General features: G+C 54.8%; 13 protein-coding genes. 11 read left to right on the top strand and 2 right to left on the bottom strand.

Annotated elements, in window-relative coordinates; all coding sequences use genetic code 11:
- The first annotated feature begins 12 nt into the window (after window positions 1-12).
- The 6 genes from AFK62_RS17225 (at window position 13) to AFK62_RS17200 (ending at window position 5,017) form a co-directional block, all read left to right on the top strand.
- Entirely contained in the window at window positions 13-585 is a 573-nt protein-coding gene (locus AFK62_RS17225) for a fimbrial protein (protein ID WP_007678711.1), read from the top strand.
- A 15-nt stretch (window positions 586-600) separates the two neighbouring features.
- Window positions 601-1,155, top strand: a complete 555-nt coding sequence (locus tag AFK62_RS17220) for a fimbrial protein (protein ID WP_007678707.1) — start codon at window positions 601-603, stop codon at window positions 1,153-1,155.
- Between the two features lie 11 nt (window positions 1,156-1,166).
- A complete protein-coding gene (locus AFK62_RS17215) occupies window positions 1,167-1,679 on the top strand; it encodes a fimbrial protein (RefSeq protein ID WP_007678704.1) in 513 nt (170 codons plus the stop codon).
- 43 nt (window positions 1,680-1,722) lie between these two features.
- The gene (locus AFK62_RS17210) at window positions 1,723-2,232 is read left to right on the top strand and encodes a fimbrial protein (protein WP_226991939.1); all 510 of its coding nucleotides are present in this window, start codon (window positions 1,723-1,725) and stop codon (window positions 2,230-2,232) included.
- Window positions 2,233-2,375: 143 nt separating this feature from the next.
- A complete protein-coding gene (locus tag AFK62_RS17205) occupies window positions 2,376-3,296 on the top strand; it encodes a fimbrial protein (RefSeq protein WP_007678697.1) in 921 nt (306 codons plus the stop codon).
- A 47-nt stretch (window positions 3,297-3,343) separates the two neighbouring features.
- Complete coding sequence (locus AFK62_RS17200) at window positions 3,344-5,017, top strand: PglL family O-oligosaccharyltransferase (protein WP_235509461.1); 1,674 nt, start codon at window positions 3,344-3,346, stop codon at window positions 5,015-5,017.
- A gap of 90 nt (window positions 5,018-5,107) precedes the next feature.
- Here AFK62_RS17200 and ppa read toward each other — a convergent pair whose 3' ends face one another.
- Complete coding sequence (gene ppa / locus AFK62_RS17195) at window positions 5,108-5,635, bottom strand: inorganic diphosphatase (protein WP_007678689.1); 528 nt, start codon at window positions 5,633-5,635, stop codon at window positions 5,108-5,110.
- A gap of 400 nt (window positions 5,636-6,035) precedes the next feature.
- On the opposite strand from ppa, the gene ytfQ reads away from it, so the two are divergent.
- The 5 genes from ytfQ to AFK62_RS17170 all read left to right on the top strand — a co-directional run bounded on the left by ytfQ (window position 6,036) and on the right by AFK62_RS17170 (window position 12,374).
- Entirely contained in the window at window positions 6,036-6,992 is a 957-nt protein-coding gene (gene ytfQ, locus AFK62_RS17190; RefSeq protein WP_032984784.1) for a galactofuranose ABC transporter, galactofuranose-binding protein YtfQ, read from the top strand.
- Window positions 6,993-7,183: 191 nt separating this feature from the next.
- A complete protein-coding gene (ytfR, locus tag AFK62_RS17185; protein WP_007678676.1) occupies window positions 7,184-8,686 on the top strand; it encodes a galactofuranose ABC transporter, ATP-binding protein YtfR in 1,503 nt (500 codons plus the stop codon).
- A gap of 10 nt (window positions 8,687-8,696) precedes the next feature.
- Window positions 8,697-9,722, top strand: a complete 1,026-nt coding sequence (gene ytfT, locus AFK62_RS17180; protein ID WP_193352479.1) for a galactofuranose ABC transporter, ATP-binding protein YtfT — start codon at window positions 8,697-8,699, stop codon at window positions 9,720-9,722.
- Window positions 9,709-10,698 carry a galactofuranose ABC transporter, permease protein YjfF gene (gene yjfF / locus AFK62_RS17175; RefSeq protein ID WP_007678670.1) on the top strand — a complete coding sequence of 330 codons (990 nt, stop codon included), beginning with the start codon at window positions 9,709-9,711 and terminating at the stop codon, window positions 10,696-10,698. Before ytfT ends, yjfF begins: the two co-directional genes overlap by 14 nt.
- 110 nt (window positions 10,699-10,808) lie before the next feature.
- Window positions 10,809-12,374, top strand: coding sequence for a methyl-accepting chemotaxis protein (locus AFK62_RS17170; protein ID WP_007678667.1), 1,566 nt, complete (start codon window positions 10,809-10,811; stop codon window positions 12,372-12,374).
- A 120-nt stretch (window positions 12,375-12,494) separates the two neighbouring features.
- Here AFK62_RS17170 and fbp read toward each other — a convergent pair whose 3' ends face one another.
- Window positions 12,495-13,493, bottom strand: a complete 999-nt coding sequence (fbp, locus tag AFK62_RS17165; RefSeq protein ID WP_007678660.1) for a class 1 fructose-bisphosphatase — start codon at window positions 13,491-13,493, stop codon at window positions 12,495-12,497.
- Window positions 13,494-13,573: the final 80 nt, after the last annotated feature.

Genomic DNA, 13,573 nt, shown 5'->3' with positions numbered 1-13,573 from the left:
TAAGGAACCGGTATGAAAAGGATAACCACAATATTGACGTTCTGCGCAGCTTTATCAATTCTGCCGCCTGCGGTTGCAGATGAGTCGATAGTCAATGGCGGCGAAATTTACGCTTATGGTGTACTGCGCGAAAATACGTGTCGTCTGGATATGGATTCCGCCTGGCAGGATGTCGATCTCGGCGATACGGCGCGAGCAGACGTCAATATCATTGGCAGAATGGCGAAGCCGGTCACCGTTAAGCTTTATTTGCATGACTGCCCGGAAATTATGACGCGAAGCACCAACATTACGCCGTTGACGCACACAAGAAGTGCACAACAGCCCGGTTATCAGGCGCGCTTTATTGCCCGCGCTGATAACAGTAATCCTGAGCTGATTAGTGTAACTGGCGCATCGGGTATTGGTTTGCGGTTAAAAGACAGTCGAGGACAGACGGTAAAATTATCGCGCGTCAGCGATACCTTGTTGCTTAATCCCGGCCAGGACGAGATGGTTTTTACGCTGATACCGGAACGCACTGCGGCTCCGTTCATCGCCGGGCCGTACCATGCGGTAATTAACTTTAGCCTGATCTACCAATAGGAGCGGGCGAAGAAGATGGTAGCAAAACTCAACATACAGGCGCTTTACCTGATGACCTCGGTGCTATTAGTGGGTCTGAATCCTGCGGCCCAGGCTAATACTGGCTCGCAATATTCAATGAATATTGCGATTGACGGCACGATCATGGCAAACGGCTCTTGCAAATTTAACCAAGGCGGCACCCTGACGGTGGATTTTGGTGAAGTTCGGCTGCAGGGAAGCGCAAATGACACTGTGATTCTGGATGGCACTTACCGCAAGCCCATCGTCAGCGACTTTACATGTAGCGGTGACAGTGCCGGGTTGCTCCAGATGAAGCTCAGCAATACCGGTGGCGGCGAAAAAATCTATAACGGCGTTCAGGTTTTGGATACCGATAAAGGGATAGTCGGCGTTGAACTGCTGGTCAACGGCGTTGCGCAAAGTACGGGAAGTTGGTTCACCGTAAATCAGGACAGTCCGCCATCGCTGGAGGCCCAACTAGTCCAGACCAGCACAACGAACAGCAGCAATGTGGTCAGTGGTGATACGTTCACCGCAGCCGCGACGCTAGTGATGGCTTTTAACTAAGGTTACAGGATATGAAAAGCAAAAAAGCAGTAGCGCTTTCCGCCCTGGGGCTGATGTTACTCGCAATAGTATCGACGGGAAGAGCCGAGCAGACAGGCGACACGATGAATATTACTTTCCAGGGGAAATTTATTATTTCTACCCCCTGTACGGTGTCGAATGACAAAGTGATTGATGTCACTTTTGGCAATATCAGTGTAAATGGTGTCGACGGTAAGGCTAATAGCCAGATCATACCTTACAGTGTTGACTGCCACGGCGCGCCGGATGATTCTCCGCTGGATCTTACCATTAACGGCACCGCAGAAAGCTATGACGATGCGGCGTTAACCACCTCAGCAGATGGCCTTGGGTTGCAAATTCAGGCTAACGGTCAGACGATGAAGCTCAACAAACCGTTCAGTACCACGCTTGGGGCATTGCCTTCGCTGACCCTGACCGCAGTGCCAGTAAAAGACCCGTTAAAGACGTTAACCGAACAGCCTTTTAACGCCACCGCAACGCTGATCGCGCAGTACCAGTGAGGACGACATGAAGAGATCATTTTGTGCACGTGTGCCCCTTTGTGTGCTCAGTTTGGCGCTGCTTGCTGCTATTAACGTTAACGAGGCTCGGGCGCTGGATAACAACCTGCATTTCAGCGGCTCTCTGGTCAGTGAACCCTGCAATCTGGACCCGCAGACCAGTGATATCACCGTAGATTTTAGTTCTGTAGTGGAAAAATACCTGTATCAGAACACCCGCACCCAGGGGATGCCGTTTGTGGTGAACCTGACGGACTGCGATATCAGCCTTGGAAACAAAGTGACGATGACCTTTAAAGGCACCGAAAACAGCGCGCTACCGGGGTTGTTGGCAGTCACGGGGACTGCGAAGGGAATCGCAATTGGTATGGAAACGCCGGAGGGCACGGCGCTGCCATTTAATCAGCCTACGCCGGAATATGCGATAGCCACCGGCAACAACCAAATTACGTTGCAGGCCTATGTGCAGGGCGAGCCAGTAGCAATCGCCCAGAAAACTATTACGCCTGGAGATTTTTCGGCGACGGCGACGTTTGAGCTGGCGTATCCATAATATCGCTCATAGCAGCAGTGATCGTTTATAGACAATATAAAACTTTATTGCCGCGGTTATATTTATTGCCATTATGGATGTTATCTTTATTTTCAATTTCATGCGGTTTTATATGACGCTTGAAAAGTTTTTTTGAGGTGTCTATGTATTTCAAATATATGCTAAAGCCAATCATTAAAATATTTTTGATGGCTGTTCTTTTTTCAATTAATATTCAGGTTTCATGGGCCCAGGTTCGTGGCATACCGCAACTGGATTATGATTATGATCAAAAACCTGCGGCATGTATTACTGAAGGGCAGGAGCAAGTTGACGGAACTAAGGGGCCATTATTGATACCAGGCAACTGTAGCTATAATATGTCCGGCTACGTGCCTAGTGGATACTATTCCTTATATGTTATGGATGGCATAACTCATAGCTTTCGTTCTCTTTATAGTAACTCTGTATATATTGATTCAACAACGAATTTAGGAGCGGCTGATATTGTTTTTTCCATAAGTTCGGCGAAATGGTTACGCACAGACGCCTGGTATTCATTATGCATTGCTATGATAAAGGATGGTGATAGTAGTAAGGGGGTTACTGTTGTATCAACGGCGGGTTATGGTAATTGCGGAGGTCGTCTCCCGCCACCTTCGCCAACGCCGCCAGTCCCAGATACATCCTGTACTATCAATAACAGTAATGCGTTAAGCGTCTCTCTTGGAACGTTAAACCGCGATGAAATCCCTACGGTACCTGACTCAGGTTCAGCCATCAGTAAAACGATTTCAGTCGTCTGTACTGGTGGAGCCCTGACGGCCAAAATGCAACTGAACTATACGCCGGTTTCTATTGGTAGCGGTCAGGCGGTAAAAAGCTCAGCCAATGGTGTTGGGGCAGCGATATTTTACAATAACAAACTGCTTGCACCTACGGACGTTACAGCGGTGAATTTTTTAGAGGGCTCGAATACCCTGACGTTAGGTTTCCAGGCCGTGCGTGATGCTACTGTGGCATTAAAAGATATTCCTACCGGTGCTTTTACAGCGAGTGCGGTATTAGTAATGACTCAGCAGTAATCACTCCCTTTATATACATTAACAGGACGGGATATTTCCCGTCCTGAATGTTGTCATCTATCGTTATGTTGCTACGCTATTTAAAAAAACGGTTCGCGAATAAGATTGTCACTCTGTTCATTCTACTCTGGCTTTGCGGTGGGTTGCTCTGGATGCTACCCAACCACGGTCACGCCGGGTTAGCCCTGCCACAAAACCTTCTCGCCTGGTGCGTATTGGCGCTGATTGCGCTGTGTTGCGCACTATTTTCCCCTCAATGGAAAGTGGCTTGGCCACCTGGCACATACCTAATACTTGCGGGTACTGCGCTGTGGTCACTGCCGTTGTTCTGGTCTCCTCGTGTCGCCTGGCAGTGGAATGCGCTGCCCAAAGTACTGGCACTTTGGGGGCTGGTCGGTATCTGGTTGCTGATGCTGAAATCGACCCGCTGCCACCTGATGCGTCGTGGGTGGCTGTTGATTATGGTGATATCCGCGCTGCTCCAGGTCGGTTTTGGGGTAGTTCAACTCAGCGATATTGCGCATCTGACCGGGGGCCGCCCCTATGGTAGCTTCCAGCAGGTCAACGTGCTGGCCTCGTTTCTGGCAACCGGAATGATCTGTGCCTTGTGGCTATTTCTGGGCGCCCGTGAGCGATTACCTGCATATATATCCGCCATCGCGCTGGTGGTGATTCCGGTCATGCTGGTGCTATTACAAAGCCGTGCGGGAGGACTCGGAGCGGTTTCAGGCGCTCTGGTTCTGTTGCTGGCGGCAGGCAAAAACCGACGTCGTACTGGATATGCGGTACTGCTACTCATGATGGGCGCTGGCGTGGGTGTGCTCACGTTGTACGTCGGGCCGCTGCTGATCTCTGGCTTCATACCTGAGCTGGTGCAAAAGGAGAGCTCTAATGTTCAGCGCTGGTATTTGATCACACTGACATGGCAACTGCTTCTGAATCATCCACTCATCGGCAACGGCTACGGCAGTTTTGAAACACTGTTTGGGCAAATGGTGCAGCAGGTGCCACTGGGTATGGGCAGCGCCACGATCGAGTATCCGCACAATGAGTTTCTCTATACCTGGATGGAAGGTGGGCTGGTCGCTGTAGCAGGTATTGCGCTAATGATTATCGGCATTCTCAGACGGCTGTGGGGAAAAGGTGGTTGTCGCTGGCCAGGCTTTGCTGTGATGCTGCCGCTGGCGTTACATATGAACCTGGAGTATCCCCTTTATCAATCGGTGACGCATGGCATGACGCTGGTGATGCTACTGACCATAACCGGCCCGGCGGCGAGAAAGACCGCTACTCTTTATGGCCGTGTTGAGAAGCCGCTGCGTATCGGCGTGGGCCTGCTGGCATGCAGCGTACTGGCGTTTATGATTTCTGGTGTGGTGACAGAAGTGCAGTTAACCCGTATTGAGCAACAGGGGCTGGTACCTTTTGTACATAATGAGCAGGCTGTGATTGAATCATTAGCCAACTCATACAGTCAGTATGATCGCCTCGATTTTGACCGTCATGTTGCGTTACTGCTTCGCTTTAATATTACGAGGGATGCCGCGTTGCTTACCCGCTTCCGCGCATGGGCAGAACACTATTTAACCGTGCATAACGACCCTGCTGTCTACACAAGTCTGCTTATGATCTATCGTTCGCAAGGCGAACCTCTGGCGCAGTCGTTATGCGTTAAGGCAAAAGCTATGTGGCCTGACGATCCGCGGTTTAATTGCTTTTGACGCTGATGCTGTCGTACGTTGCTAAAAAGCCGTGTGCAACAATTCAAATAAAAACACCGCCCGGAGGCGGTGTTTTTTATTCGCGGCGAATTACTTCTTCGCGCGTTCGAAAGAGGCGCGGATCTCTTCTTTAGCAGCTTCGGCGTTTTCCCAGCCTTCCACTTTAACCCACTTGCCTTTTTCCAGATCTTTGTAGTGTTCAAAGAAGTGCGTGATCTGCGCTTTCAGCAGTTCCGGCAGATCGTTCACGTCTTTGATGTGATCGTACTCTTTAGAGAGTTTGGTGTGCGGTACTGCAACAAGTTTGGCATCTTCGCCAGACTCGTCAGTCATTTTCAGCACGCCAACCGGACGGCAGCGGATAACAGAGCCTGGCTGCAGCGGGTACGGCGTCGGGACCAGCACGTCAACCGGGTCACCGTCCAGAGACAGGGTGTGGTTGATGTAGCCGTAGTTGCACGGATAGAACATCGCGGTGGACATAAAACGGTCAACGAACAGCGCGCCGCTCTCTTTATCCACTTCGTATTTAATCGGATCGGCGTTAGCCGGAATTTCGATAACAACGTAGATGTCTTCCGGCAGATCTTTGCCCGCAGGCACGTTCAGTAAGCTCATGTCTGTTTCCTTAAAAATGTATGGCAAACAAGTGCCCGGTATTATAGCCAACTGCACTGGAAAGTCGTGGACTCTTTTCTTTCGCCCGCGCGCCTGGTGGTGCTTTCAGCGTTTTCCCATAACAATTTTATCCATAAAGCCAGCTGCATCCTCAATAAATTACTGAAACCGTTTACAAAGCGCCTGCCGAGGGTGTTTTTACGCTAAAAATTTTTGCCCGATGCCGCAATGGCGCTTCCCGCGTCGTATCCCGCCTGGCGTGAAATCGCGCGCGTCTTGATTTTTAACTTTTCTGTTACTTTTTTGAATTGTGATGTAACGCATTCAGTTACATCCACGCTTGTCTATAGTTTCGCCACAGGTGGACCTTACCCAACAATAACCCTACGAGGATACCTTTATGTGGAAGCGCTTACTTGTTGTCACAGCAGTTTCGGCAGCCATGTCGTCTATGGCATTCGCTGCCCCGTTAACCGTGGGATTTTCTCAGGTCGGTTCTGAATCGGGCTGGCGCGCGGCGGAAACCAGCGTTGCGAAAAGCGAGGCGCAAAAGCGCGGCATTACGCTAAAAGTCGCCGATGGTCAGCAGAAACAAGAGAACCAGATTAAAGCGGTGCGCTCGTTCATCGCCCAGGGCGTGGATGCGATCTTTATCGCGCCGGTGGTGGCGACCGGTTGGGAGCCGGTGCTGAAAGAGGCGAAAGATGCCGAGATCCCGGTGATGCTGCTGGACCGCTCCATTGATGTGAAAGATAAGTCGCTCTACATGACCACCGTCACCGCAGACAACGTGCTGGAAGGCAAGCTTATCGGCGACTGGCTGGTGAAAACCGCCGCGGGTAAACCGTGTAACGTAGTGGAACTGCAAGGCACGGTCGGCGCCAGCGTGGCCATCGACCGTAAAAAAGGGTTCGCGGAAGCGATTTCTAAGGCGCCGAACATCAAGATCATTCGCTCGCAGTCCGGCGACTTTACCCGTTCTAAAGGTAAGGAAGTCATGGAGAGCTTCATCAAAGCCGAGAACAACGGCAAAAACATCTGCATGGTTTATGCGCATAACGACGATATGGCGATCGGTGCCATTCAGGCTATCAAAGAGGCGGGTCTGAAGCCGGGCAAAGATATCCTGACAGGCTCCATCGACGGCGTGCCGGACATTTTCAAAGCGATGGTAGACGGCGAGGCGAATGCCAGCGTAGAGCTGACCCCGAACATGGCTGGCCCGGCGTTTGACGCGCTGGAGAAATTCAAAAAAGACGGCACCCAGCCTGAGAAGCTGACCATCACCAAATCGGTGTTGTACCTGCCGGATACCGCCAAAGAGATGTTAGAGAAGAAGAAAACGATGGGTTACTGACAGGCCGCGCGTGACAGGCTTCTGGCGAGGGGGCCGTGAGGGATTGCCCCTCACCCCGGCCCTCTCCCTGGAAGGGAAGGGGGAAACCCGCCGCCCCGCGCCACGACACGTAGCAGTGTCCTGGAGCGGCGAAGCAAAGCGCACCCGCTATTCGGGCAACACGGCACGGCAGGCTACAGGAGAGTCCGACAATGCATAACGATAACAACCAGGAAATCCTGCGAACGGAAGGTTTAAGCAAAACCTTTCCCGGCGTGAAGGCCCTCGACCATGTCGATTTCAGCCTGCGCCGCGGAGAAATCATGGCGTTGCTGGGGGAAAACGGCGCCGGGAAATCGACGCTCATCAAGGCCCTTACCGGCGTCTATCAGCCAGATGGCGGCATCATCTGGCTCGGCGGCGAGGCGGTGCGACCGCGTAATACCGCGCACGCCCAACAGCTTGGCATTGGCACCGTATATCAGGAAGTTAACCTGCTGCCTAACATGTCGGTGGCGGATAACCTCTTTATTGGCCGCGAGCCGCGCCGTTTCGGCCTGCTGCGCCGCAAGGAGATGGAGAAACGCGCCACGGCGCTGCTCGGCTCCTACGGCTTTCACCTGGATGTACGCGAGCCGCTAAACCGTTTCTCAGTCGCGATGCAGCAGATCGTCGCTATCTGCCGCGCGATCGATCTTTCAGCGCGCGTCCTGATCCTCGACGAACCCACCGCGAGCCTTGATGCCAAAGAAGTCGAGATGCTCTTTACCCTGATGCGCCAGTTGCGTGACCAGGGCGTCAGTCTCGTGTTTGTCACCCACTTTCTCGATCAGGTCTATGAAGTGACCGATCGCATCACGGTGCTGCGCAACGGTCAGCTCGTCGGCACTAAAGAGACTGCCGAACTGCCGCAAATTGAGCTGGTGAAAATGATGCTCGGGCGCGAGCTTGAGAGCAATGCGCTTAAGCGTGCCGGACGCACGCTGCTTAGCGAAAAACCGGTAGCGGCGTTCCAGAACTACGGCAAAAAAGGCGTTATCGCGCCGTTTTCGCTTGATGTCCGCCCGGGTGAAATTGTCGGCCTCGCGGGCCTGCTCGGCTCCGGGCGCACCGAAACCGCAGAAGTTATTTTCGGTATTCGCCCGGCAGACAGCGGCACCGCCATTGTTAAAGGCAAACCCGCTGCGCTGCGATCGCCGCAGCAGGCATCGCGGCTGGGGATCGGGTTTTGCCCTGAGGACAGGAAAACCGACGGAATCATTGGCGCGGCCTCGGTGCGTGAAAACATCATTCTGGCGCTGCAGGCCCAGCGCGGCTGGTTGCGCCCAATCCCGCGACGCGAACAAGATGAGATTGCTGCTCGCTTTATTCGCCAGCTCGGTATTCGCACGCCCGGCCCGGAACAGCCTATCGAACTGCTCTCCGGCGGCAACCAGCAAAAAGTCTTGCTCTCGCGCTGGCTGCTGACCAAACCGCAGTTTCTCATTCTTGACGAGCCGACACGCGGTATTGATGTGGGCGCGCATGCGGAGATCATCCGACTGATAGAAACCCTGTGTGCCGACGGCCTGGCGCTGCTGGTCATTTCCTCGGAGCTGGAAGAACTGGTGGGCTATGCCGACCGGGTGATTATTCTGCGCGACCGCCAGCAGGTGGCGGAGATCCCGCTTGGGGAACTCTCGGTCGGCGCCATTATGAATGCCATAGCGGCATAAGGAGTAACGCGTGATGCCTCGTTCATTACCGGAAGCGGGTACGCCGAAACGCCGCTTACGCTTTCCGCCCGGCATGCCGCAAATCGCGGCGCTGATGCTGGTGCTGCTGGTGGACGGCCTGGTGGCAGACCACTTTTTCCAGATAATCCTGCAGGACGGACGGCTGTTTGGCAGCCCCATCGACATTCTTAACCGCGCCGCACCTGTGGCGCTCCTTGCTATCGGCATGACGCTGGTGATAGCCACCGGCGGGATCGATCTTTCCGTCGGCGCGGTGATGGCGATAGCGGGCGCGACCGCCGCGACGCTCACCGTGGAAGGACATAGCCTCGCGGTCGTCATTCTGGCATCGCTTGGCGTCGGCGTGCTGGCCGGGCTCTGGAACGGCATTCTGGTCGCCATACTGAAAATTCAGCCCTTTGTGGCAACGTTAATCCTGATGGTCGCCGGGCGCGGCGTGGCGCAGCTCATTACCTCCGGGCAGATAGTGACGTTCAACTCGCCGTCGCTTGCCTGGCTTGGCAGCGGTTCGCTGTTCTTCTTCCCGACGCCGGTCATTATCGCGCTGGTGACGCTGCTGGTGTTCTGGCTCTTTACCCGCAAAACCGCGCTCGGGATGTTCATTGAAGCGGTGGGGATCAACATTCGCGCCGCGAAAAACGCGGGCGTCAGCACCCGGCTTATCGTCATGCTCACGTATATGCTGAGCGGGCTGTGCGCGGCCATTGCGGGGATTATCGTTACGGCAGATATTCGCGGGGCGGATGCTAACAACGCCGGGCTATGGCTTGAGCTGGATGCCATCCTCGCGGTGGTTATTGGCGGCGCTTCATTGATGGGCGGGCGCTTTAATCTGGCGCTGTCGGTCGTCGGCGCGTTGATTATTCAGGGTATGAATACCGGGATTCTGTTGTCCGGCTTCCCGCCGGAACTGAACCAGGTGGTGAAAGCGATTGTGGTGCTCTGCGTGCTTATCGTTCAGTCGCCGCGGTTTATTGGTCTGATTAAAGGAGTGCGCCGCCATGATAAAACGTAACCTGCCGCTGACTATCACGCTTGCGGTGTTTGTGCTCGGCTATCTCTACTGCCTGACGCAGTTTCCGGGGTTCGCCTCCACGCGCGTGATTTGCAATATTCTGACGGACAACGCCTTCCTCGGCATCATCGCGGTCGGCATGACGTTTGTGATCCTCTCTGGCGGGATCGATCTGTCGGTCGGCTCGGTGATCGCCTTCACCGGCGTGTTTCTCGCCAAAGCGATCGGCTTTTGGGGCCTGTCGCCGCTGGTGGCGTTTCCGCTGATCCTGATGATGGGCTGCGCGTTCGGCGCGCTGATGGGCTGGCTTATCGACGCGCTGAAGATCCCTGCGTTTATCATTACGCTTGCGGGGATGTTTTTCCTGCGTGGCGTCAGCTATCTGGTCTCGGAAGAGTCAATTCCAATTGACCACCCGATTTATGACACGCTCTCAAGTCTCGCCTGGAAAATCCCCGGCGGCGGGCGGCTTAGCGCAATGGGGCTGTTGATGCTCGGCGTGGTGGTAATTGGGATTTTCCTGGCGCACCGTACCCGTTTCGGCAATCAGGTTTACGCCATCGGTGGCAGCGCCACCTCTGCCAACCTGATGGGCATCTCGACCCGTAGCGTTACGGTGCGTATCTACATGCTCTCCACCGGGCTTGCGACGCTTGCGGGCATCGTTTTTTCGGTTTACACCTCGGCGGGTTATGCGCTGGCGGGCGTGGGGGTGGAATTAGATGCCATCGCTTCGGTCGTGATCGGCGGCACGCTGCTCTCCGGCGGCGTGGGGACAGTGCTCGGTACGCTGTTTGGCGTGGCTATTCAGGGGCTGATTCAGACCTACATAAACTTTGATGGCACGCTGAGCTCCTGGTGGACCAAAATCGCGATCGGGCTGCTGCTGTTTATTTTTATCGCGCTGCAACGCGGGCTGACAGTGCTCTGGGAAAACCGCCAGAGCGCGGAGGTCACGCGAGTGACGCCGCAGTAAACATTCAGATATAAGATCTTGATCTGACTGAACTGTCTAAACTTTCTCCGGTAATTGCCGATAGTTTTTTCTTCAATGGAACACGCTATCGCGATTACCGGGACCCCACCATGTTGAGAAATCTCTCTATCCGTACTGGGCTGCTGACGTTATTGGCGGTCATGGCTTTTCTCCTTCTGCTCGTGAGCGCCATGGGCATTTATTCACTCACACAAAGTTCTGCGTCCTTACAGCGCATTAACGCGTTGCAGGGCGAAAAAATGATGCGTCTGAACGAAGGGTATACGCTGCTGCTGCGCGCACGTAACGAGGCGGGGCAAGCGGTACGCCTGATGGAAATTGGCATGGTGGATGACGCGGCGGCGTCGATTAAAACGATCGCCAGCGAGCTGGTGCGTGGTCAGCAACTGCTGAAAACTGTGCTGACCAGCGATGTCGAAGATGAACAGGGCGCGCTGTTACTGAGCAAACTTAATCAGAGCTTTAACGCACTGAATGGCCAGGGGCTCGCGCCGATGATGGCGGCGCTTAATAAGCAAAGCCCGGATGATTATTACGATCTGCTGGGCAACGGGCTGATTCCGCTGACGCGGGCGTTTGATGCAGACGTTCAGGCGTTCCAGCGCTGGGGCGAGGCGCGCGGTAGCCGCGAGGTTGAAAGCGTACTGACGCAAAAAGAGGTGATGCTGGCGTTGATTGGCCTGGTGGCGCTCCTGACCGCCGCAGTCATGACGCTGGTCTGGATCGCGCTGCGTCACCTGCTGTTAAAGCCGCTGGCGCAGTCGGTGGAGCAGCTCGAACATGTGGCGGCCGGTGATTTGACCCGCTCGCTGTCGGCAACCAGCAATAACGAGTTGGGACGTCTGGTCAGCGCCATCGAAGCCATGCGCGTGTCGCTCGCGCGGTCGGTACTGCGCGTGCGTGACGCCAGCGCGCAGATAGACACCGGCAGCCGCGAGCTGGCGGCGGGTAACGTCGATCTGGCTCAGCGTACTGAATCGACCGCCACGTCGCTTGAGCAGACGGCGGCGAGCATGGAGCAGATCACCGCGACGGTGAAACAGAACGCCGATAACGCCGGGATGGCGCATCAGCTGGCGAAAGCGGTCTCGGACACTGCCGATCGCGGCAGCGAAATGGTGTGTTATGTAATTGAGAAGATGCGTGATATCTCCGGCAGCTCGAACCGCATTGGCGATATTCTGAGTGTTATTGATGCCATTGCCTTCCAGACCAATATTCTGGCGCTGAATGCGGCGGTGGAAGCCGCGCGCGCGGGTGAGCAGGGGCGCGGTTTTGCGGTAGTGGCAGGCGAAGTGCGCACGCTGGCAAGCCGCAGCGCCGAGGCGGCAAAAGAGATCCGCGCGCTTATCAGTAACTCCCAAACCCAGGTCGGCGAGGGCAGCGAGCTGGCGCAGCAGGCCGGTGAGACGATGGATGAAATCGCCGAAGAAGTGTTGCGAATGACGACGCTGGTGCGCGAGATTGCCGATGCTTCGCTGGAGCAGAGCCGCGGTATTGAACAGGTGAATATCGCCGTCAGCCAGATGGACGAAACCGCCCAGCAGAATGCCGCGCTGGTACAGCAATCTTCTGCCGCGACCCGTTCGCTGGAGGAACAGGCGCAGCAGCTGGTTGAGGCGATGGCTTCCTTCCGGTTGCAAACCGCCCGCTAGAGTTTCTCAACGGGCGGAATGTTGTGCGTTGGTAGGGCAGCGAAGCGCCACCCGACGTTCACTACGCCAATAAAAAAGGCAGCCGAAGCTGCCTTTTTTCATCTTCGCCGACACGCGCGTTTACGCGTCCGGGAATTCGCGGATAAACCGCTCCACGTCATTGACCATCTGCTCGGTGCCGACAAAGAACGGACGACGCTGGTGCAGGCTGTCTGGCTTAATGTCCAGAATGCGCTGTTTGCCGTCGCTCGCTTTGCCGCCTGCCTGTTCGGCCAGGAACGCCATCGGGTTGCATTCGTACAGCAGGCGCAGCTTACCTTCCGGGTGGCTTGCGGTGCTCGGATAGAGGTAGATCCCGCCTTTTAACAGGTTGCGGTGGAAATCCGCTACCAGCGAACCGATATAGCGCGAGGTGTACGGGCGCTGGGTCGCTTTGTCCTCTTCCTGGCAATATTTAATGTACTTTTTCACGCCCGTCGGGAATTTGATGTAGTTCCCTTCGTTAATGGAGTACGTGTTGCCGCTTGCCGGGAAGCGCATACGCTCCTGGCTCAGGCAGAACACGCCGAGTGACGGATCGTAGGTAAACGCGTGCACGCCGCAACCGGTGGTGTAAACCAGCATGGTGGAGGAGCCGTAAACCACGTAACCCGCGGCAACCTGCTGGCTGCCAGGCTGCAGGAAATCTTCCATGGTTACCGGCGTGCCGACCGGCGTAACGCGGCGATAAATAGAGAAAATGGTACCGACAGAGACGTTAACATCAATGTTCGAAGAGCCGTCCAGCGGGTCCATCAGCACAACATATTTCGCATGTTCGCACCCTTCGAAAACGACAATCTCGTCCTCTTCTTCGGAGGCGATGCCCGCCACGATATCGCGGGCCTTAAGGGCAGCTTTCAGCTTTTCATTAGCGAACAGATCGAGTTTCTGCTGCGTCTCACCCTGCACGTTTTCGACGCCGCTGGCACCCAGGATATCGACCAGACCGGCCTTATTGATATCGCGGTGGATGATCTTCGCGCCAAGCTTTATTGCCGACAGCAGCGCCGTCAGTTCCCCGGTGGCGTGAGAAAATTCGTGCTGCTTTTCGACAATAAATTCACCTAACGTTTTCATAACACTTTCCCTGCATCCTGAAGTTGAGTAAAGCGATCGCAACAATCTTAACAAAGATTCAAATTGTAGCGCATAGGTGA

Source organism: Cronobacter condimenti 1330 (assembly GCF_001277255.1).
Classification (GTDB): Bacteria; Pseudomonadota; Gammaproteobacteria; order Enterobacterales; family Enterobacteriaceae; genus Cronobacter; species Cronobacter condimenti.
This window is presented reverse-complemented; position numbering and strand designations above follow the sequence as displayed.